General features: G+C 35.8%; 21 protein-coding genes. 20 read left to right on the forward strand and 1 reads right to left on the reverse strand.

Annotated features, from left to right (window positions below):
- Positions 1-47: 47 nt before the first annotated feature.
- The 18 genes from QOR44_RS01735 (at position 48) to QOR44_RS01820 (ending at position 18,762) form a co-directional block, all read left to right on the forward strand.
- Entirely contained in the window at positions 48-1,655 is a 1,608-nt protein-coding gene (locus QOR44_RS01735) for a ribonuclease Y (protein ID WP_000481839.1), read from the forward strand.
- 128 nt (positions 1,656-1,783) lie between these two features.
- Entirely contained in the window at positions 1,784-2,680 is an 897-nt protein-coding gene (locus tag QOR44_RS01740; RefSeq protein WP_001029973.1) for an ABC transporter ATP-binding protein, read from the forward strand.
- On the forward strand, positions 2,667-3,407 hold the full coding sequence (locus QOR44_RS01745; RefSeq protein WP_001217938.1) for an ABC transporter permease: 741 nt from the start codon (positions 2,667-2,669) through the stop codon (positions 3,405-3,407). Before QOR44_RS01740 ends, QOR44_RS01745 begins: the two co-directional genes overlap by 14 nt.
- Positions 3,404-4,489: a sensor histidine kinase gene (locus tag QOR44_RS01750; RefSeq protein ID WP_000791349.1), complete on the forward strand. Its 1,086-nt coding sequence runs from the start codon at positions 3,404-3,406 to the stop codon at positions 4,487-4,489. Before QOR44_RS01745 ends, QOR44_RS01750 begins: the two co-directional genes overlap by 4 nt.
- 1 nt (position 4,490) lies before the next feature.
- A complete protein-coding gene (locus tag QOR44_RS01755) occupies positions 4,491-5,081 on the forward strand; it encodes a response regulator transcription factor (protein ID WP_000772043.1) in 591 nt (196 codons plus the stop codon).
- Positions 5,082-5,130: 49 nt separating this feature from the next.
- On the forward strand, positions 5,131-5,835 hold the full coding sequence (locus tag QOR44_RS01760) for a TMEM175 family protein (RefSeq protein ID WP_001168922.1): 705 nt from the start codon (positions 5,131-5,133) through the stop codon (positions 5,833-5,835).
- Positions 5,836-6,001: 166 nt separating this feature from the next.
- Positions 6,002-6,631: a guanylate kinase gene (gene gmk / locus QOR44_RS01765; protein WP_000003861.1), complete on the forward strand. Its 630-nt coding sequence runs from the start codon at positions 6,002-6,004 to the stop codon at positions 6,629-6,631.
- 22 nt (positions 6,632-6,653) lie between these two features.
- The gene (rpoZ, locus tag QOR44_RS01770) at positions 6,654-6,968 is read left to right on the forward strand and encodes a DNA-directed RNA polymerase subunit omega (RefSeq protein ID WP_000979239.1); all 315 of its coding nucleotides are present in this window, start codon (positions 6,654-6,656) and stop codon (positions 6,966-6,968) included.
- 73 nt (positions 6,969-7,041) lie between these two features.
- Positions 7,042-9,432 (forward strand): primosomal protein N', encoded by a 2,391-nt coding sequence (locus QOR44_RS01775; protein WP_000101528.1) that lies wholly within the window; start codon positions 7,042-7,044, stop codon positions 9,430-9,432.
- Positions 9,433-9,478: 46 nt separating this feature from the next.
- A complete protein-coding gene (gene fmt, locus QOR44_RS01780) occupies positions 9,479-10,414 on the forward strand; it encodes a methionyl-tRNA formyltransferase (RefSeq protein WP_000163893.1) in 936 nt (311 codons plus the stop codon).
- Entirely contained in the window at positions 10,404-11,726 is a 1,323-nt protein-coding gene (rsmB, locus tag QOR44_RS01785) for a 16S rRNA (cytosine(967)-C(5))-methyltransferase RsmB (RefSeq protein ID WP_001262599.1), read from the forward strand. Before fmt ends, rsmB begins: the two co-directional genes overlap by 11 nt.
- A gap of 37 nt (positions 11,727-11,763) precedes the next feature.
- Positions 11,764-12,501, forward strand: coding sequence for a Stp1/IreP family PP2C-type Ser/Thr phosphatase (locus QOR44_RS01790; protein ID WP_000406233.1), 738 nt, complete (start codon positions 11,764-11,766; stop codon positions 12,499-12,501).
- Positions 12,501-14,456: a Stk1 family PASTA domain-containing Ser/Thr kinase gene (gene pknB / locus QOR44_RS01795; RefSeq protein WP_000614568.1), complete on the forward strand. Its 1,956-nt coding sequence runs from the start codon at positions 12,501-12,503 to the stop codon at positions 14,454-14,456. The genes QOR44_RS01790 and pknB overlap by 1 nt, the downstream gene beginning before the upstream one ends.
- Positions 14,457-14,616: 160 nt before the next feature.
- A complete protein-coding gene (gene liaF, locus QOR44_RS01800; RefSeq protein WP_000714456.1) occupies positions 14,617-15,312 on the forward strand; it encodes a cell wall-active antibiotics response protein LiaF in 696 nt (231 codons plus the stop codon).
- On the forward strand, positions 15,309-16,328 hold the full coding sequence (locus QOR44_RS01805) for an envelope stress sensor histidine kinase LiaS (protein WP_000716170.1): 1,020 nt from the start codon (positions 15,309-15,311) through the stop codon (positions 16,326-16,328). The genes liaF and QOR44_RS01805 overlap by 4 nt, the downstream gene beginning before the upstream one ends.
- The gene (locus QOR44_RS01810; protein WP_000357892.1) at positions 16,321-16,962 is read left to right on the forward strand and encodes a response regulator transcription factor; all 642 of its coding nucleotides are present in this window, start codon (positions 16,321-16,323) and stop codon (positions 16,960-16,962) included. Before QOR44_RS01805 ends, QOR44_RS01810 begins: the two co-directional genes overlap by 8 nt.
- 41 nt (positions 16,963-17,003) lie before the next feature.
- The gene (locus QOR44_RS01815) at positions 17,004-18,404 is read left to right on the forward strand and encodes a bifunctional Cof-type HAD-IIB family hydrolase/peptidylprolyl isomerase (protein ID WP_000339133.1); all 1,401 of its coding nucleotides are present in this window, start codon (positions 17,004-17,006) and stop codon (positions 18,402-18,404) included.
- A gap of 1 nt (position 18,405) precedes the next feature.
- Positions 18,406-18,762, forward strand: coding sequence for a S1 RNA-binding domain-containing protein (locus QOR44_RS01820; RefSeq protein WP_000689608.1), 357 nt, complete (start codon positions 18,406-18,408; stop codon positions 18,760-18,762).
- A gap of 46 nt (positions 18,763-18,808) precedes the next feature.
- Here QOR44_RS01820 and QOR44_RS01825 read toward each other — a convergent pair whose 3' ends face one another.
- Positions 18,809-19,585 (reverse strand): glycyl-radical enzyme activating protein, encoded by a 777-nt coding sequence (locus tag QOR44_RS01825; RefSeq protein ID WP_000180538.1) that lies wholly within the window; start codon positions 19,583-19,585, stop codon positions 18,809-18,811.
- 120 nt (positions 19,586-19,705) lie between these two features.
- On the opposite strand from QOR44_RS01825, the gene QOR44_RS01830 reads away from it, so the two are divergent.
- Together QOR44_RS01830 and QOR44_RS01835 are read left to right on the forward strand one after the other, a co-directional pair.
- On the forward strand, positions 19,706-20,461 hold the full coding sequence (locus QOR44_RS01830; protein WP_001080746.1) for a DeoR/GlpR family DNA-binding transcription regulator: 756 nt from the start codon (positions 19,706-19,708) through the stop codon (positions 20,459-20,461).
- 118 nt (positions 20,462-20,579) lie between these two features.
- The gene (locus tag QOR44_RS01835; RefSeq protein WP_000764455.1) at positions 20,580-21,563 is read left to right on the forward strand and encodes a sugar-binding transcriptional regulator; all 984 of its coding nucleotides are present in this window, start codon (positions 20,580-20,582) and stop codon (positions 21,561-21,563) included.
- Positions 21,564-21,655 lie beyond the last annotated feature (92 nt).

Below are 21,655 nucleotides of genomic sequence, written 5' to 3' on the forward strand. Positions count from 1 at the left end.
AAAGTGGACTTTCTATATGAAATCTAGAAAAAAATTGAGGTATAAACATGTTTAATATTATATTAGCAATGGTTTGTGCACTCATTGGTTTGATTATTGGTTATGTGGCTATTTCAATGAAAATGAAATCATCAAAAGAAGCTGCAGAACTAACTCTTTTAAATGCAGAACAAGATGCCGTTGATTTACGTGGTAAAGCAGAAATTGAAGCAGAACACATCCGTAAAGCAGCGGAACGTGAAAGTAAAGCTCACCAAAAAGAATTACTTTTAGAAGCAAAAGAAGAGGCTAGAAAATATCGTGAAGAGATCGAAAAGGAATTTAAATCTGATAGACAAGAGTTGAAACAGATGGAGGCACGTTTAACAGATCGTGCATCATCTCTTGATCGTAAAGATGAAAATCTATCTAACAAAGAAAAAATGTTAGATAGCAAAGAACAAAGTCTAACCGATAAATCTAGACATATTAATGAGCGCGAACAGGAAATTGCTACTTTAGAAACAAAAAAAGTAGAAGAATTGTCACGCATCGCAGAGCTTAGTCAAGAAGAAGCTAAAGATATCATTTTAGCTGATACCGAAAAAGATTTAGCTCATGATATTGCGACACGTATTAAAGAAGCAGAACGTGAAGTAAAAGATCGATCAAACAAGATAGCAAAAGACTTGCTAGCCCAAGCTATGCAACGTTTAGCTGGTGAATATGTTACTGAACAAACAATTACAACTGTTCATCTCCCTGATGATAATATGAAGGGACGTATCATTGGTCGTGAAGGACGTAATATTCGTACTCTGGAAAGTTTGACAGGTATTGATGTTATCATAGATGATACGCCAGAAGTCGTTGTCTTATCAGGTTTCGACCCCATTCGTCGTGAAATTGCTCGTATGACTTTAGAATCTTTGATTCAAGATGGACGTATCCATCCAGCTCGTATTGAAGAGTTGGTTGAAAAAAATCGTTTGGAAATGGATCAACGTATCCGTGAGTATGGTGAGGCAGCAGCTTATGAGATTGGTGCACCAAATCTGCATCCTGATTTGATAAAAATTATGGGACGTTTGCAGTTCCGTACATCATATGGTCAAAATGTACTTCGTCATTCAGTTGAAGTTGGTAAACTTGCAGGTATTTTGGCTGGAGAACTAGGAGAAAATGTTGATTTAGCTCGTCGGGCTGGATTCCTCCATGATATGGGGAAAGCTATTGATCGCGAAGTTGAAGGCAGTCACGTTGAAATTGGTATGGAATTTGCTCGTAAGTACAAAGAGCATCCGATTGTTGTTAATACTATTGCAAGCCACCATGGTGATGTAGAACCTGACAGCGTTATTGCAGTAATTGTTGCTGCTGCAGACGCCCTTAGTTCAGCACGACCAGGTGCGCGTAATGAGTCAATGGAAAATTATATCAAACGTCTGCGTGATTTAGAAGAAATTGCTAATGGCTTTGAGGGAGTGCAAAATGCCTTTGCACTTCAAGCCGGACGTGAAATTCGTATCATGGTACAACCTGGTAAAGTTTCTGATGATCAAGTAGTTATTATGTCGCATAAGGTACGTGAAAAAATCGAACAAAACTTGGATTATCCAGGTAATATTAAGGTAACAGTTATTCGTGAAATGCGAGCTGTTGATTTTGCAAAATAGTCAAAAGGAGAGCTTGTTAGCTCTCCTTTTGTTATAGAGTTGACATTTGTCATATTTTGAAATGACAAAAATATCTAAAAAGTTTACTTCTGATTTTTTATACTATGATTATAGTAAAGGAGAACCAAATGGCAAAAGATATAATTAAGGTTGATCATATATTTAAAAGCATCGGGCAAAAAACGATTTTAGAAGATATATCATTTAGTATAGCTTCTAACCAATGTGTAGCATTGATTGGACCTAATGGTGCAGGGAAAACAACTCTGATGTCAACTTTGTTAGGTGATATTAGTATTTCTTCAGGATCATTGACGATTTTTAATCTGCCTGCACACCACAATAGGTTAAAATATAAGGTGGCCATCTTACCACAAGAAAATGTATTGCCCTCAAAGTTTACAGTGAGAGAACTCATTGATTTCCAAAGGTGTTTATTTCCAGAAGTGCTGCCAATGTCTCTGATTTTAGACTATCTACAGTGGAGTGATACGCACTTGCAACAATTTACAGAGACTTTATCTGGAGGGCAAAAACGACTTTTAGCTTTTGTTTTAACTTTGGTTGGTAAGCCCCAATTACTATTTTTAGATGAACCTACTTCCGGAATGGATACTTCCACACGTCAACGATTTTGGGAGCTGATTGCGACACTAAAAAAAGAAGGTGTCACAATTGTCTATTCTAGTCATTATATCGAAGAGGTAGAACATACAGCTGATAGGATTTTAGTACTTCATAAAGGAAAGTTATTACGCGATACAACCCCCTTTGCCATGAAGCAAGAAAAAACCGAAAAGTTATTCACCGTTCCGCTTAGTTATCAAAAATTATTACCTACCTATTTGATTACAGAGTGTGAAGCCAAGAGTGATAGTATAACGTTTGTTACTGGGGAGGCTGAAGCTGTATGGAAAATACTGGCAGATAATGGTTGTCCTATTGAAGCTATTGAGATGACCAATAGAACTTTGTTAAATCGTATTTTTGAGACTACTAAGGAGGTAAAACATGAGAATCTTTAAAGCATTATTGAAAATGGAATTTCTTTTGACAAAACGTCAACTTGCCAATCTCATTATGGCTATAGGTATGCCAGTGGCTTTTTTTCTATTTTTTTCAGGATTTATGGGCGAAGGACTCACTAAAGCCATCGAAGCTATCTACGTTCGTAATTATATGATAACGATGGCAGGATTCTCAAGTCTTAGCTTTGCTTTTTTTACTTTTCCATTTTCTATGAAAGATGATCAACTCTCAAACCGAATGCAATTATTAAGACACTCACCAGTACCAATGTGGCAATATTATCTAGCAAAAATTATTCGTATTTTATTTTACTATTGCCTAGCAATAACTGTTGTTTTCCTAACTGGGCATATTTTAAGGCAAGTTAGTATGCCAATAGAACAATGGATGCAGAGCTTTTTATTGCTATTAGGAGGAGCAACATGTTTTATTCCTTTTGGATTGCTCGTCTCCTACTTTAAAAATACTGAACTAATGTCAATGGTAGCCAATATTTGTTATATGTCATTAGCTGTTCTTGGTGGCATGTGGATGCCAATTACAATGTTCCCAAAATGGTTGCAAGCTTTATCAAAGTTAACCCCTACTTACCATTTGACTCAAGTTATCCTTAGTCCGTTTGCTAATAGTTTTGCTGGTTTTTCTCTTATTATTCTGATAGGCTATGGTATTATAATGTTAGTTATCGCTTATCTACTATCTCAGAAGAGGCATTCAATTTGAAAAATAAAAAAAATAACTATGATTTAATGTATTTTATTCCGTTAGTATTTTTGATTTACCCCATAGGAGGGATTCTCTATTATCACTACCCTTTTTGGACTTTATTTTTTACGCTAGCTTTTGTAGGAGCATATTTATACTCTGTTATTATCAGGGGCGAATCAAAGTATCACATGATTGCCTGGTCTACAATGTTGACATATATTTTCTACATGACAATTTTTATAAATAGTGGTTTCATCTGGTATATTTACTTTCTGAGTAATTTACTCGTCTATCGCTTTAGAGATAAATTGAAGTCTTTTAGATTCATTAGTTTTGCTTGTACTCTAGCCACAGTGGTATTTTTATGCTTCTTTAAGGCATCAGACTTTGGTGATAGAATCATGTTTCTAATTGTTCCTATTTTTTGTATCGGTTACATGTGGATTGCTATTGAAAATAGAAATAGCGAAGAACAAAGAGAAAAAATTGCAGAGCAAAATCAGTATATCAATATTTTGTCAGCTGAAAATGAACGTAACCGTATAGGGCGTGATTTGCATGATAGTTTAGGACATACATTTGCTATGATGACACTAAAGACAGAACTAGCGTTAAAGTTGTTAGAAAAAAGGAACTATGATAAGGTACAAAAAGAACTATCAGAATTAAATCATATTAGTCATCAATCGATGAGTGAGGTCCGTCAAATTGTTTCTAACCTCAAGTATCGTACAGTAGTGGAAGAAATTGATGAGTTGTACCGCTTGTTTCAATTATCTAACATTAAGTTAACAGTTGTTAATAAGTTAGAGACGTCACAACTAAGTCCAGTAACACAATCTACAATCACAATGATATTAAAGGAATTATCCAATAATATTGTTAAGCATGCTGAAGCTGATAGCGTGGAGTTGAGTTTAGTAAGGCAAGGTGCTACTATAAATATTGAGATGATTGATAATGGTTGTGGTTTTACAAACCTTGACGGAGATGAGTTGCATAGTATTCAAGAGAGATTAACTATCGTTGAAGGGACACTAACGATTTTGTCCCGAAGTAAACCAACTCATATTCAGGTGGTATTGAAAGAGGTATAAGATGAAATTACTTGTTGCTGAGGATCAGTCCATGCTACGAGATGCTATGTGCCAATTACTTTTGATGGAAGAAAGTGTTTCTACTATTGATCAAGCTGGAAATGGTGAAGAAGCTATTGCCATTTTATCCAATAAAGCCATAGATGTTGCAATATTGGATGTTGAGATGCCGATATTATCAGGTTTAGATGTCTTAGAGTGGGTTAGAAAATACCAGAATGTTAAGGTCATAATTGTAACAACCTTTAAGCGGTCAGGTTATTTCCAAAGGGCTATTCGTTCAAATGTAGATGCTTATGTTTTGAAAGACCGCTCAGTAGCTGATTTGATGAAAACGATTCAAAAAGTTTTATCTGGGGGTAAAGAATATTCGCCTGAATTAATGGAAAACGTTATATCTAATCCTTTGAGTGAGCAAGAAATAAAAATTCTTTCCCTAATTGCTCAAGGGAAGACCAGCAAAGAAATTGCATGCACTTTATTTTTATCGAATGGTACAGTTCGTAATTACACGTCAAATATTTTTGATAAATTAGGAGTTAATAATCGTTTGGAGGCACTTAAAATAGCACGAGAAAAGGATTGGCTGTGATAGTTTTTTTCCAGTCGAGATGCCATAATGTATTAAGAGGGATGTATGTATGCAAAAATTTAAAGAACGTTTTGATACGCTTAGTGATGCAATTTTGGCCATTGCTATGACGATTTTAGTTTTGGAGATAAAAACTCCGGCTACGATGGGTGATATTGGTGACTTTACACGGAACATAGGTTTATTTATTGTTAGCTTTGTTGTTGTTTTTAATTTTTGGTACGAAAGGGCACAAAATAGCCTAGATGCTCAAAAGACTAATGATGAAATTATAGCTCTTGATATCATTGAACACCTAGGTATTTGTTTGATTCCTCTCTTTACTAAATTTATGATTTCTTTTGAGAATCATAATTTTGCTGTTATGGCTTATGGACTCTTAACGTTATTAGTTGGTCTCACATCAGACATTATTCGGATTCGTTTGGCAAGTTATGATTTAGTGACCATTCCTAGTGAATTGAAAGAGCGGGTTATAAAAGTCATGACAACTTTTGCCATTCGTTCAGTTGTGGTTCGCTTTATCATCATTATCCTCGCTTATTTTCTACCTGAGGTAGGGATATTTGCATATTTAGTCATACCGCTCTTTATGTTTTGGCGTCGCTCTAGAGCAGGAAAATACTATGCTAAAAAGGGCATTGAGGCACCATCTTATATCAAGCTTTTTATCCAAATTGGAGAGAGAGCTCCTGAGGATTTTACTAATTCAAGTAGTGGAATAGGTGGGGTAAAAAGACTCTATAAAAAATAATAGGAGACCTTGAAAAAAAGGTTTCTTTTTGTTAAACTAATGAGAAGAAACTTTATTTAGGGAGCAATTTATGAATTGCTATAAAAGTTAATAGTTAAGGTAAGAACCAGATTGTTCTGGTCTTTTTAACACTTAACACCCGATCTATTAATTTGAGGAGTGTGTAATGTCTGAACGTGGTTTGCTAATTGTTTTCTCAGGACCATCTGGTGTTGGTAAGGGGACAGTTAGGCAAGAAATTTTTTCAACCCCTGACCATAAATTTGATTATTCCGTTTCAATGACTACTCGTCCACAACGCCCAGGCGAAGTTGATGGAGTTGATTATTTCTTCCGTACACGTGAAGAGTTTGAAGCGTTGATTAAAGAAGGTCAAATGCTTGAGTATGCGGAGTATGTTGGTAACTACTATGGAACTCCTTTAAGTTATGTCAACGAGACTTTAGACAAAGGGATTGATGTTTTTCTTGAAATAGAAGTTCAGGGAGCGCTTCAAGTTAAATCGAAGGTTCCGGACGGTGTTTTCATTTTCTTAACACCACCAGATTTAGAGGAATTAGAAGAGCGTTTAGTAGGACGTGGGACAGATAGTCCAGAAGTGATTGCCCAACGTATTGAACGTGCCAAAGAAGAAATTGCTTTGATGAGGGAGTATGACTATGCTGTTGTCAATGATCAAGTGTCATTAGCAGCAGAACGTGTTAAACGTGTCATTGAAGCAGAACATTATCGTGTGGATCGTGTTATTGGGCGTTATACCAACATGGTCAAAGAAACTGATAAAAAATTAAGTTAAAAATAGAAAAGAGAATTGCCTTATGATGTTAAAACCTTCTATCGACACTTTGTTGGATAAAGTTCCTTCAAAATATTCTTTAGTTATTTTACAAGCTAAGCGTGCTCATGAATTGGAAGCTGGTGAGAAAGCCACTCAAGATTTTAAATCTGTGAAATCAACACTTCGCGCTTTAGAAGAAATCGAGTCAGGTAATGTTGTAATTCACCCAGATCCATCAGCAAAACGTGCCTCAGTTCGCGCTCGTATCGAAGCTGAACGCCTTGCTAAAGAAGAAGAAGAACGTAAAATCAAAGAGCAAATTGCTAAAGAAAAAGAAGACGGCGAAAAAATTTAAGCAAGTCAAAAGTGAGAGGTTGAAACATTCTGTATCAGCCTCTTTTCATATTTTAGAGAATTAGGGAGGGTTTATGGCAAGAAAATTAGCACAGGTTATTGTTGATATTCCTCTGATGCAGACAGATAAACCATTTTCGTATGCCATTCCTAAAGATTTGGAAGATTTGGTACAAGTAGGAGTACGCGTTCATGTTCCTTTTGGAAGAGGAAATCGTCTTTTGCAAGGCTTTGTTGTCGGTTTCAGAGATGATGATGAATTAGAGACTAAGGATATTGCGGAGGTCCTAGATTTTGAACCTGTTTTAAATCAGGAACAACTAGACTTAGCTGATCAGATGCGCCATACTGTCTTTTCTTATAAAATATCTATTTTGAAATCAATGTTACCAAGTCTTTTGAATTCGCAATATGATAAACTCTTGTTAGCAACAGACACATTACCATCAGAAGATAGAGAAGATCTATTTGGTCATAAAACGGAAATTGTCTTTTCAAGTTTGTCTTCTCAAGATGCCAAAAAAGCAGGCAGATTAATTCAAAAAGGTTTCATAGAAGTTCAATATTTAGCCAAAGATAAGAAAACAATAAAAACAGAAAAGATTTACAAAATCAACAGAACTCTGTTAGAAAAGAGCCAAATAGCAGCAAGAGCGAAAAAGAGACTGGAGTTGAAAGAATTCCTGTTAGAAAATCCTCAACCAGGGCGCCTCACAGCTTTAAACAAACAATTTTCATCTCCTGTGGTTAATTTTTTCAGAGAAGAAGGAATCATTGAAGTCATTGAAAAAGAAGCTAGTAGATCTGATAATTATTTTAAAGGAATCCTAAAAACGGATTTTTTGGATTTAAATCAGGAACAAGCTAAAGTAGTTAAAATAGTTGTTGACCAAATTGGTAAGGAACAGAATAAACCCTTCTTGTTGGAGGGGATTACAGGGTCTGGTAAGACAGAGGTATATCTTCATATCATTGATAACGTTTTAAAGTTGGGAAAAACAGCGATTGTTCTCGTTCCAGAAATTTCTTTAACTCCCCAGATGACGAATCGTTTTATTTCTCGTTTTGGAAAGCAAGTTGCTATTATGCACTCGGGCTTGTCAGAAGGTGAAAAATTTGATGAGTGGCGAAAGATAAAATCAGGTCAAGCTAAAGTTGTCGTTGGAGCTCGTTCAGCAATTTTTGCTCCTTTGGAAAATATCGGAGCCATCATTATAGATGAGGAACATGAATCAACTTATAAGCAAGAATCTAACCCAAGGTATCATGCGCGCGATGTGGCCTTGCTACGTGCAGAATATTATAAAGCTGTGTTACTAATGGGATCAGCAACTCCAAGTATCGAAAGCCGAGCTAGAGCTAGTCGGGATGTTTATAAATTTTTAGAATTAAAACATCGTGCTAATCCTAAAGCACGTATTCCTCAGGTTGAAATTATTGATTTTAGAAATTTTATTGGTCAACAAGAAGTTAGTAATTTCACATCATATTTACTAGATAAAATCCGAGATAGATTAGATAAGAAAGAGCAAGTGGTTCTTATGCTCAATCGTAGAGGTTATTCTAGTTTTATTATGTGTCGAGACTGCGGCTACGTTGATCAATGTCCTAATTGTGACATTTCTCTGACTTTACATATGGCTACAAAGACCATGAATTGTCATTATTGTGGGTTTGAAAAGCCTATTCCAAGAACATGTCCAAATTGCAATAGTAAAAGTATCTCTTACTATGGTACTGGAACCCAAAAAGCTTATGAAGAACTTTTGAAAGTTATCCCAGACGCAAAGATTTTACGGATGGATGTTGATACGACAAGGCAAAAAGGCGGTCATGAGTCTATTTTGAAGCGTTTCGGAAATCATGAAGCTGATATTTTATTGGGAACACAGATGATTGCTAAGGGATTGGATTTTCCAAATGTTACTTTAGTTGGAGTACTAAATGCAGATACTTCTCTGAATTTACCTGATTTTCGATCATCAGAGCGAACTTTTCAGCTATTAACTCAAGTGGCTGGACGTGCTGGGCGTGCTGAAAAAGAAGGCGAGGTTGTCATTCAAACTTATAATCCTAATCATTATGCTATTCAATTAGCCCAAAAGCAAGATTTTGAAGCTTTTTATCAATATGAAATGAATATCCGTCGACAACTTGGTTATCCTCCTTATTATTTTACAGTTGGTTTAACATTATCGCATAAAGATGAAGAGTGGTTAATACGAAAATCTTATGAAGTATTAAGTTTATTGAAGCAAGGCTTTAGTGATAAAGTAAAGTTGTTAGGTCCAACGCCAAAACCAATTGCAAGAACACATAACCTTTATCACTACCAAATTATTATCAAGTATCGATTTGAGGACAACCTTGAACTTGTTTTGAATCGCTTATTAGACATGACTCAAGACAAGGAGAATAGAGATCTTCGCTTAGCAATAGACCACGAACCGCAAAATATGATGTAGAATAGTGCTATGATATAATTGAGAAAAGAAAGACGAGGAAAAAGCAATGACAAAATTATTATTCATGGGGACCCCTGATTTTTCAGCGACGGTTTTAAAAGGTATTTTAGCAGATGGTAAGTATGATGTTTTAGCTGTTGTGACGCAACCAGATCGTGCTGTAGGTCGTAAAAAAGAAATTAAAATGACCCCTGTAAAAGAAGTGGCCTTGGAAAACAACATTCCTGTGTATCAGCCGGAAAAACTATCTGGAAGTCCAGAATTAGAACAACTAATGACCCTAGGTGCAGATGGTATTGTAACAGCTGCTTTTGGTCAATTCTTACCAACAAAGCTTTTGGAATCGGTAGGTTTTGCAATTAATGTACATGCTTCTCTATTGCCAAAATATCGTGGTGGGGCACCAATTCATTATGCCATTATTAATGGCGAAAAAGAAGCTGGGGTTACCATCATGGAAATGGTTGCAAAGATGGATGCAGGGGATATGGTATCAAAAGCTTCCGTTGAGATAACTGATGAAGACAATGTAGGGACAATGTTTGATAGACTCGCCGTTGTTGGTCGTGACCTTTTATTAGATACGCTTCCAGGTTATCTATCAGGTGATATTAAGCCGATACCACAAAATGAAGAAGAGGTAAGTTTTTCTCCTAATATTAGTCCAGATGAAGAGAGAATTGATTGGAATAAATCATCGCGCGACATTTTTAACCATGTTCGAGGGATGTATCCATGGCCAGTTGCACATACCCTTTTGGAGGGAAATCGTTTTAAACTTTATGAAGTAACAATGTCAGAAGGAAAGGGCTCACCGGGTCAAGTGATCGCTAAGACAAAGAACTCATTGACAGTAGCAACTGGTGACGGAGCTATTGAACTCAAATCAGTTCAACCAGCAGGGAAACCTCGTATGGATATAAAAGACTTTTTAAATGGTGTTGGTCGTAATTTAGAAATAGGAGATAAATTTGGCGAATGATTGGAAAAAGAGTGCGCGTGGTTTAGCTTTAATGACTTTAGAGGAAGTTTTTGATAAAGGAGCTTATTCTAATATCGCACTTAATAAGAGTTTAAAAAAATCTAGACTATCAGATAAAGATCGTGCCTTAGTAACAGAAATTGTCTATGGAACTGTGGCTAGAAAAATAACGCTAGAATGGTATCTATCACACTTTATAGTTGATCGTGATAAGCTTGAATTATGGGTATATCATCTCTTGCTACTGAGCCTTTATCAACTACTCTATCTGGACAACATCCCAGATCACGCTATTGTTAATGATGCTGTCACTATTGCTAAGAATCGAGGCAATAAAAAGGGTGCTGAAAAGTTAATTAATGCCGTTTTACGAAGAGTAAGTTCGGAGACGCTCCCTGAAATTGCATCAATAAAACGCCAAAACAAACGTTACTCTGTTGCTTATTCCATGCCAGTGTGGCTCGTAAAAAAATTAATTGACCAATATGGTGAGACAAGAGCTTTAGCTATTATGGAGAGTTTATTTGAGCGAAATAAAGCCAGTCTTCGTGTGACTGACTTATCGCAAAAACAAACTATCAAAGAAACTTTAAATGTTAGAGATTCACATATTGCAGAGACAGCTTTAGTTGCAGACTCAGGAAATTTTGCATCGACATCATTTTTCCAAGATGGCCTCATTACTATCCAAGATGAATCTAGTCAATTAGTTGCTCCAACACTCAAAGTCTCAGGTAATGACCAAGTATTGGATGCATGTAGTGCACCAGGAGGAAAAACAAGTCATATCGCCTCATATTTGACTACAGGGGCAGTAACTGCTTTAGATTTGTATGATCATAAATTGGAATTGGTTATGGAAAATGCAAAACGCCTAGGTCTGTCAGATAAGATAAAAACTAAAAAGTTAGATGCAAGTAAAGCTCATGAGTATTTTCTTGAGGATACTTTTGACAAAATTTTAGTAGACGCACCTTGTTCAGGTATCGGGCTAATTCGCCGTAAACCAGATATTAAGTACAATAAAGCTAATCAAGACTTTGAAGCACTCCAAGAGATTCAATTGTCTATCCTATCTAGCGTTTGTCAAACGCTACGTAAAGGTGGTATAATAACCTATAGCACTTGTACCATTTTTGAGGAAGAAAATTTTCAAGTTATTGAAAAATTCTTAGAAAACCACCCCAATTTTGAGCAAGTAGAACTGAGTCATACACAAGAGGATATTGTAAAGAGAGGCTGTATTAGTATAAGCCCTGAACAATATCATACAGATGGCTTTTTTATTGGACAAGTCAAACGTATCTTGTAGTGTCTAGGAGGAAACTGACATCGTCAGAAAAAAATATATGGAAATATCTCTTTTAACAGATATTGGGCAACGTCGTTCCAATAATCAAGATTTTATTAATCAATTTGAAAATAAAGCCGGCGTCCCACTAATCATCTTAGCAGATGGTATGGGAGGACATCGTGCAGGAAATATTGCTAGCGAGATGACTGTAACTGATCTAGGAAGTGATTGGGCGGAGACAGATTTTTCTGAGTTATCAGAAATTCGTGATTGGATGCTTGTCTCTATTGAAACAGAGAATCGCAAAATATATGAATTAGGTCAGTCAGATGATTACAAAGGTATGGGAACTACCATTGAAGCAGTTGCCATTGTAGGAGATAATATTATTTTCGCACATGTAGGAGATTCACGTATCGGTATCGTTCGTCAAGGAGAGTATCATTTATTGACGAGTGATCATTCTCTTGTTAATGAATTGGTAAAAGCTGGCCAATTAACAGAAGAAGAAGCTGCTAGTCATCCTCAAAAAAATATTATTACGCAATCAATTGGTCAAGCCAATCCAGTCGAACCTGATTTAGGAGTTCATCTACTTGAAGAAGGTGACTACCTTGTAGTTAATAGTGATGGACTAACTAATATGTTGAGTAATGCCGATATTGCTACAGTACTAACACAAGAAAAAACCTTAGATGATAAGAATCAAGATTTAATCACTCTAGCAAACCATAGAGGAGGTCTTGATAATATCACTGTGGCACTAGTTTACGTTGAAAGTGAGGCGGTTTAATGATTCAGATTGGCAAATTATTTGCTGGTCGTTATCGGATCCTTAAATCAATCGGACGAGGTGGAATGGCGGATGTTTATCTAGCTCGAGATCTAATTTTAGATAATGAAGAGGTCGCAATAAAAGTATTGCGAACCAATTATCAAACAGATCAGATTGCGGTTGCTCGCTTCCAGAGAGAAGCACGAGCAATGGCTGAGCTGACACATCCTAATATTGTCGCTATTCGTGATATAGGTGAAGAAGACGGACAGCAGTTCTTAGTAATGGAATATGTTGATGGATTCGATTTAAAAAAGTATATTCAAGACAATGCACCCCTATCAAATAATGAAGTTGTTCGAATCATGAATGAAGTCCTTTCAGCCATGTCACTGGCACATCAGAAAGGTATCGTACACCGTGATTTAAAACCTCAAAATATTTTATTAACTAAAAAAGGGACTGTAAAAGTTACAGATTTCGGTATTGCGGTAGCGTTTGCTGAAACTAGTTTAACGCAAACGAATTCTATGTTAGGTAGTGTTCATTATTTATCGCCAGAGCAGGCGCGTGGTTCAAAAGCGACTGTTCAGAGTGATATTTATGCCATGGGAATCATGCTTTTTGAAATGTTAACTGGCCATATTCCTTATGATGGGGATAGTGCAGTTACTATTGCCCTACAGCACTTCCAAAAACCACTACCATCAATCCTTGCAGAAAATAAAAGCGTTCCACAAGCTTTGGAAAACATTGTCATTAAAGCAACAGCTAAAAAGCTAACAGATCGCTATAAGACAACTTATGAGATGGGACGTGATTTATCAACTGCTCTAAGCTCGACACGTCACCGTGAACCAAAACTTGTTTTTAATGATACTGAGAGTACTAAGACACTACCCAAAGTAACATCTACAGTATCATCTCTAACGACAGAACAACTGTTGCGTAATCAAAAACAGGCCAAAACAACAGAAAAAATAACTCCTGATTCTGCGAGTAACGATAAAACGAAGTCTAAAAAGAAGGCTTCTCATCGACTTCTTGGTACAATCATGAAATTATTCTTTGCACTCTGTGTTGTAGGAATAATTGTATTTGCTTATAAAATTTTAGTAAGTCCTACGACTATTCGTGTTCCAGATGTTAGCAACAAAACAGTAGCTCAAGCAAAAATGACATTGGAAAATTCTGGATTGAAAGTAGGAGCTATTCGTAATATTGAGAGTGATAGTGTTTCAGAAGGACTTGTCGTAAAAACAGACCCTGCTGCAGGACGTTCTCGCAGAGAAGGGGCTAAAGTTAATCTTTATATTGCCACTCCAAACAAGAGTTTCACTCTAGGTAATTATAAGGAACATAATTACAAAGATATCCTCAAAGATCTTCAAGGCAAAGGTGTTAAAAAATCTTTAATCAAGGTTAAGCGTAAAATTAATAATGATTATACTACTGGTACAATCTTAGCACAGTCGCTTCCAGAAGGAACATCTTTTAATCCTGATGGTAATAAGAAATTAACACTTACGGTTGCTGTTAATGATCCAATGATTATGCCTGATGTAACAGGTATGACAGTTGGAGAAGTAATAGAAACCTTGACAGACCTCGGATTAGATGCAGATAATCTTGTCTTCTATCAAATGCAAAATGGCGTTTATCAAACAGTAGTAACACCTCCATCTTCAAGTAAGATAGCAAGTCAGGATCCTTATTACGGAGGAGAAGTTGGATTAAGGAGAGGAGATAAAGTTAAGCTGTATCTTCTTGGTTCTAAAACAACGAATAACTCATCATCTACGCCAATAGATTCTTCGGCTTCAAGCTCAACAGGAACAACTACCTCGGATTCTGTAAGCTCATCAACGGATGCTAGCACTTCTGATAGTAGTAGCACTTCTACAAGTAGTTCAACACTACCAAGTGATAGTACAACTAATACAGGAACAGCTAACAATCCATTAACTCAATAAAATTAAAAAGAAGATGTTAAAGTCTTCTTTTTAATTTGCTATGGCAGAGACCATGCCTAGAAAGGTTCTCTGCCAATATGCCAAATTTTTCTCTCAATAATGGTGCAAAGTATAGGGCTTTTTGATAAAATACGTCATATAGAGTAATGGAAGGATTATTATGAAAAAATTTCAGTTTTTTCTACTTGTTGAAGCCGTTGTCTTAGTTATGGGATTAATGAAAATTTTATCTGATGACTGGACAAGTTTTATTTTTATTCTCGCTTTGATTCTTTTAGCCTTAAGATTTTATAACAACGATAGTCGTCATAATTTTCTGTTAACGACAAGTTTGTTATTACTATTTTTAATTTTTATGCTTAACCCTTACATTATTGCAGCCGTTGTTTTTGCAGTTTTGTATGTTCTAATCAATCATTTCTCGCAAGTTAAGAAAAAAAATCGTTATGCTTTGATTCAATTTAAGAATCATCAATTAGATGTTAAGACAACACGAAACCAATGGTTAGGTACTGATCAACACGAAAGTGACTTTTATGCTTTTGAAGATATTAATATTATAAGAATCTCTGGGACTGATACAATTGATTTAACAAATGTTATTGTATCTGGGCAGGATAATGTTATTATAATTCAAAAAGTTTTTGGTGATACTAAAGTATTGGTTCCTTTAGACGTTGCCGTAAAGGCTGATATTAGTTCTGTTTACGGTAGTGTACAGTACTTTGATTTTGAGGAGTATGATCTAAGAAATGAATCTATAAAATTGTCACAAGAGGAAGAATATTACCTTTTGAAACGTGTCAAATTAGTTGTAAACACTATCGCTGGGAAAGTTGAGGTTAGTCGTAAATGAAAAAGCACCACTACTTTTTAGCTTTCTTCTATGGAAGTGTCATTATATTTGCCATTTGTTTTGTCATTATTGATAGTTTGGGTGTTAATTTGGTGCACCTCTATCAAACGTCTCGTTTGTGGCTGATTGAACAATTGATTTTCTCTATTTTCTTTCTATCTTTAGCGGTAACTATCCTTTTATTGCTAACTTGGTTTTTATTAGATGATAATAGTAAACGTCAAATTAACCATAATTTACGTCGCATTTTAAATAACCAATCAATAAATGTTACCGATGATGGTACTGAAATATCGACCAATATTCAACGGCTCTCTAAAAAAATGAATTTAATGACAGCAAGTCTACAATCTAAGGAAAATAGTCGTATTTTAAAAAGCCAAGAAATTGTGAAACAAGAACGTAAGCGTATTGCACGTGATTTACACGACACAGTTAGTCAGGATTTGTTCGCTGCTTCCATGGTTTTGTCAGGGATAGCACAGAATGTTTCTCAGCTAGACGTTGATCAGGTTGGCTCGCAATTATTAGCAGTAGAAGAAATGCTTCAGCATGCACAAAATGATTTGAGAATTCTGCTACTTCATTTGAGGCCAGTTGAATTAGAAAATAAGACCCTATCTGAAGGATTCAGAATGATATTGAAAGAATTGACCGATAAGAGCGACATTGAAGTTGTTTATCATGAATCAATTCTAACCTTACCCAAAAAGATTGAAGACAATATTTTTAGAATTGGTCAAGAATTTATCAGTAATACTTTAAAGCATTCACAAGCCAGTCGTCTCGAAGTTTACCTTAATCAAACAGAGAATGAATTGCAGTTAAAAATGATTGATAATGGTATTGGATTTGATATGGATTCTGTCTATGATTTAAGTTATGGGTTAAAAAATATTGAAGATCGAGTAGAAGATTTAGCAGGAAATTTACAGCTTCTCAGTCAGCCTGGTAAAGGAGTTGCTATGGATATAAGATTACCTTTAGTAAATCAGAGTGAGGATAAAAATGGATAAAATAAAAATTGTACTTGTTGATGACCATGAGATGGTTCGTCTCGGTTTAAAAAGTTTTTTAAACTTACAAGCTGATGTTGAAGTAATAGGTGAGGCCTCAAATGGTTTAGAAGGCATAAAAAAAGCACTGGAGTTACGTCCAGACGTTGTTGTTATGGACTTAGTAATGCCTGAAATGGACGGTGTAGAAGCAACCTTAGCATTATTGAAGGATTGGCCAGAAGCTGCCATTTTAGTCTTAACATCTTACTTGGATAATGAAAAAATTTACCCTGTTATTGAAGCAGGTGCCAAAGGCTATATGTTAAAGACCTCAAGCGCAGCAGAGATTCTTAATGCCATTCGTAAAGTTTCAAGGGGAGAACAAGCTATTGAAAATGAAGTAGATAAGAAAATTAAGGCTCATGATAAATGTCCAGCTTTACATGAGGGCTTAACAGCAAGGGAACGTGATATCCTTAATTTATTAGCCAAAGGTTATGACAATCAAAGGATTGCTGATGAATTATTTATCTCGTTAAAGACTGTTAAAACTCATGTTTCTAATATTTTGGGAAAACTAAATGTAGCAGATCGAACTCAAGCAGTTGTCTATGCTTTCCAACACCATTTGGTACCACAAGATGATGAATAAGTGATATAATAGAGGCACTATGTTAATGAAAGTGGTTAGTCATGGACGCAAAAACTAAATATAAAGCAAAAAAAATAAAGGCAGTGTTTTTTGATATTGATGACACGCTTCGTGTTAAAGATACAGGTTATATGCCACCATCAATCTTAAAAGTTTTTAAAGCTTTGAAAGATAAAGGAATCGTTGTAGGTATTGCTTCAGGAAGAGCACGATATGGCGTTCCAAAAGAAGTTCAAGATTTAAATGCCGATTATTGTGTAAAATTAAATGGAGCTTACGTTAAGGACAAGGATAAGAATATTATCTTCCATCGTCCTATTCCAGCTGAATATGTAGAGCAATATAAGAAATGGGCGGACACTGTTGGTATTAAGTACGGTTTAGCTGGTCGTCATGAGGCAGTTTTATCAGATCGTGATGATTTGGTAAATGATGCGATTGATATTGTGTATTCTGATCTCGAAGTTAATCCAGATTTCAATAAAGAACATGATATTTATCAGATGTGGACATTTGAAGATAAAGGAGATAGCCTTCATCTACCTGAACCGTTAGCTGAACATCTTCGCTTGATACGTTGGCATGATCATTCTTCAGATGTTGTGTTAAAAGGAACATCGAAGGCTTTAGGTGTTTCTAAAGTTGTTGAACATTTGGGCTTAAAGCCAGAGAATATCTTGGTTTTCGGAGATGAGCTCAATGATTTAGAACTCTTTGATTATGCTGGACTAGCTGTGGCGATGGGAGTGTCACACCCAGAAGCTCAAAAAAAAGCAGATTTTATCACAAAAAAAGTAGAAGAAGATGGCATTTTGTATGCCCTGGAGGAACTAGGTTTGATAGAAAAAGAATTAACATTTCCACAAGTAGATATTGAAAATACAGAAGGTCCTGTGGCTGTCATTAAAACAAATCACGGGGATATGACTGTAAAACTCTTCCCGGATCATGCTCCTAAAACGGTCGCAAACTTTATTGGTTTAGCTAAACAAGGTTATTATGATGGTATTATCTTCCATCGTATTATTCCAGATTTTATGATTCAGGGTGGTGATCCAACTGGTACAGGTATGGGTGGTGAATCTATCTATGGGGAAAGTTTTGAAGACGAATTTTCCGAGGAATTATATAATGTTCGCGGAGCTCTTTCAATGGCTAATGCTGGACCAAATACGAATGGCAGCCAATTTTTCATCGTCCAAAATACAAAAATTCCTTATGCGAAAAAGGAATTAGAGCGAGGTGGTTGGCCAACACCAATTGCTGAGTTGTATGCTGGACAAGGTGGTACACCGCATCTAGATCGTCGCCACAGTGTATTTGGACAATTAGTAGACCAAAGTTCTTTTGAGGTACTTGATGAGATTGCGGCAGTAGAGACTGGTTCTCAAGACAAACCATTGGAAGATGTTGTTATTTTAACGATTGAGGTTAAAGAATAAAATGAAGATTGGCGATAAGTTAAAGGGAACAGTCACTGGCATTAGGCCTTATGGAGCCTTTGTTTCTCTTGAGGATGGTAGGACTGGACTTATCCATATTTCTGAAATTAAAACAGGTTACATTGATAATATTTATGATGTTCTTAGTGTAGGTGATGAAGTCTATGTTCAGGTTATAGATGTAGATGAATTTACACAAAAAGCAAGTTTATCGCTTCGGACCCTTGAAGAAGAAAGACATCATATTCAGCATCGTCATCGATTTTCTAACAATCGTCTTAAGATAGGTTTCAAACCACTTGAGGAAAATTTACCTAGTTGGGTTGAGGAAGGTCTAGCCTACTTGAATAATAAATAAACAAAAAACCTAGATTTGATTAATGACAAGTCTAGGTTTTAAATATTTAAAAGTAGCAGTGAATATTATACTTGCTAAAAATAGCTTGATAATCGAGTAGATCCTCTGGGTGTAGTGCAGCGATCTCTTCCATTTCATATTGACGATTAAGTAATCGATATTTGTTTTGCCCAAATTGGTGGAAAGGTAAGAGTTGCACTTGACGGATATCTAGGCGATCAAATAAACAAGCAAATTCTTCAGCATCTTCTAATGAATCGTTAAAATTAGGTATGACAGGAATACGTAGCACAATCGTTTTACCGTTGGCAAAAGCATAATGAATGTTTTTGATGATTGAAGCATTCTTAACCATCGTCTTTTCTTGGTGTTTGAGGCTATTGTAATGTTTTAAATCGGTGTAAATAAAATCAACGTATTGGATAAGATCTATGAATTGTTCATGTCTAGTATAAGCAGTTGTTTCAATAGCCGTGTGGATTCCCAGTGATTTAGCACGTTTTAAAATTGCCTTGGCAAATTCAAATTGTGCAAATATTTCACCGCCAGATAGCGTTATGCCCCCACCAGATTCTTCGTAAAAATCAATATCTTTTAAAACCTCTTCAATAATATCATCAACCGATTTTTCTTCGCCCACGATGACGCTTTCATTAGTAATGGCATCTCTCATTGTTTCTGGAACCATTTTTTGCGACTCGGGATTAGCACACCAAGGACATCTAAGAGGACAACCCTTTAAGAAAACGGTTGTTCGAATACCTGGACCATCGTGAATACTAAAATGTTGAATGTTGAATACAATACCTTTTTCATTTGTCATATTATTTTCCTCAATTTCATTTTAAGTATACCTTTTATACGTAACAAAGTCAATTACGAATGAAAGTTTATTGAACTTGTTTAATAAATAAAAAATGATAAAATAGAAAGGAGGTGTTTCATGAATAGATTAGAAAATATTATTAGTTTAGTATCCCAGTACCAAAAAATAGATGTTAATACACTCTCGGAGTTGTTGCAAGTTTCTAAAGTAACGATACGTAAAGATTTAGATAAACTAGAAGGCAAAGGGCTTTTGCATAGAGAGCACGGTTATGCAGTTTTAAACAGTGGGGATGACCTTAATGTTAGGTTATCTTTTAACCATAAAACTAAAAAAGAAATTGCTGCCTTAGCTGCAAATATGGTGTCTGACAATGACACTATCTTAATAGAATCAGGCTCTACTTGTGCTCTTTTAGCAGAAAATATCTGTCAGACAAAGCGAAATGTCACTATTTTGACCAACTCTTGCTTTATTGCTAACTATTTACGAGAGTATGATTCATGCCAAATTGTCTTACTTGGTGGTGAGTATCAATCAAGTTCACAGGTTACGGTAGGTCCTCTCTTGAAAAAGATGATTTCACTTTTTCATGTCTCGTTAGCTTTTGTTGGGACTGATGGTTTTGATCCAAAACTAGGATTTATGGGTAGAGATTTAATGCGTTCTGAAGTTGCACAAGAGATGGCGAATGCTGCCGATGAAGTCATTATTTTAACAGATTCTAGTAAGTTTAATCAGACTGCATTGGTGGAACAGCTTCCGTTGTCAACTGTATCACAAGTTATTACAGATAAACATCCAAATTCGGAAATTGCTAATTTGTTCCAAGAAGCAGAGATTACCATTCAATCTTTATTACAAGTACCATAAAAGAGGCTATTTTTCTTACATTTTGCACATTTGTGGCGATAATAGATAAAGTGTCATGTCAAATTGCACAGATGTAACCTTTTTGTTAAACTGAAGCAAATGCTGAAAGGTTATGAGTATGAAATTAGAGCGTCAAAAATTGTTAGCTAAAGTAGCTTACCTTTACTATATGGAAGGGAAAAGCCAATCTGAGATTGCCAATGAATTAGGAATTTATCGTACAACAATAAGTCGTATGTTAGCCAAAGCGAGAGAAGAAGGTCTTGTTAGAATCGAAATTTCAGATTTTAATCCAGAAATTTTTCAGTTAGAATCCTATTTTAAAAGTAAATATCACCTTAAAGATATTGAGATTGTTTCTTCGCGAAAAGATAGCGATACTTCAGAGATAGAGAAGGATTTAGCACATGTAGCTGCAGCTATGATTCGAAAAAAAATTAAAGAGAATGACAAGGTGGGGATTGCTTGGGGGAGGACACTTAGTAAAGTAGTTGAAGCAATGCGTCCTCATCCGGTTTCTCAAGTTTCTTTTGTTCCTTTGGCCGGAGGTCCAAGTCATATTAATGCACGCTATCACGTTAATACTCTGGTTTACGAAATGTCAAGGCGTTTCCAAGGAAGTTGTACTTTCATTAATGCAACTCTAGTTCAAGAAAACGCTAATTTAGCGAAAGGAATATTAACTTCAAAATATTTTGAGGGGCTAATGGATAATTGGGAAAAACTTGATGTGGCAATTGTGGGCGTTGGTGGTAAACCTAAAAGCAATGAACAACAGTGGCTTGACCTTTTAAATCAAGATGATTTTCAATGCTTGGATGAAGAAGCAGCTGTAGGTGAAATTACTTGTCGTTTTTTTAATCATTCAGGTGATCCTGTGAATCAACATTTAGCTAAAAGGACAATAGGAATTACCTTAGAACAACTACAGAAAGTTCCTAATAGAATAGCGGTTGCTCATGGCAATTATAAGGCTGCGGCACTCTTAGCCGTTTTAAAAAAGGGGTATATTAATCATTTAGTTACTGATTTTTCCACAGCCTTAAATATTTTAAGATTAGATAAAGACACCTTTGTGGATACTATATATCAAAAGAGCTAGGAATAAATCCTAGCTCTTTTGATAATGTTTCTATTACCAAGTGAATTGTTATAGAATAAGCACAAAGGTGCGCTATTGTCATAAAGGGCGCA

The sequence above is a fragment of the Streptococcus agalactiae genome (assembly GCF_949788565.1).
GTDB classification, from domain to species: Bacteria; Bacillota; Bacilli; order Lactobacillales; family Streptococcaceae; genus Streptococcus; species Streptococcus agalactiae.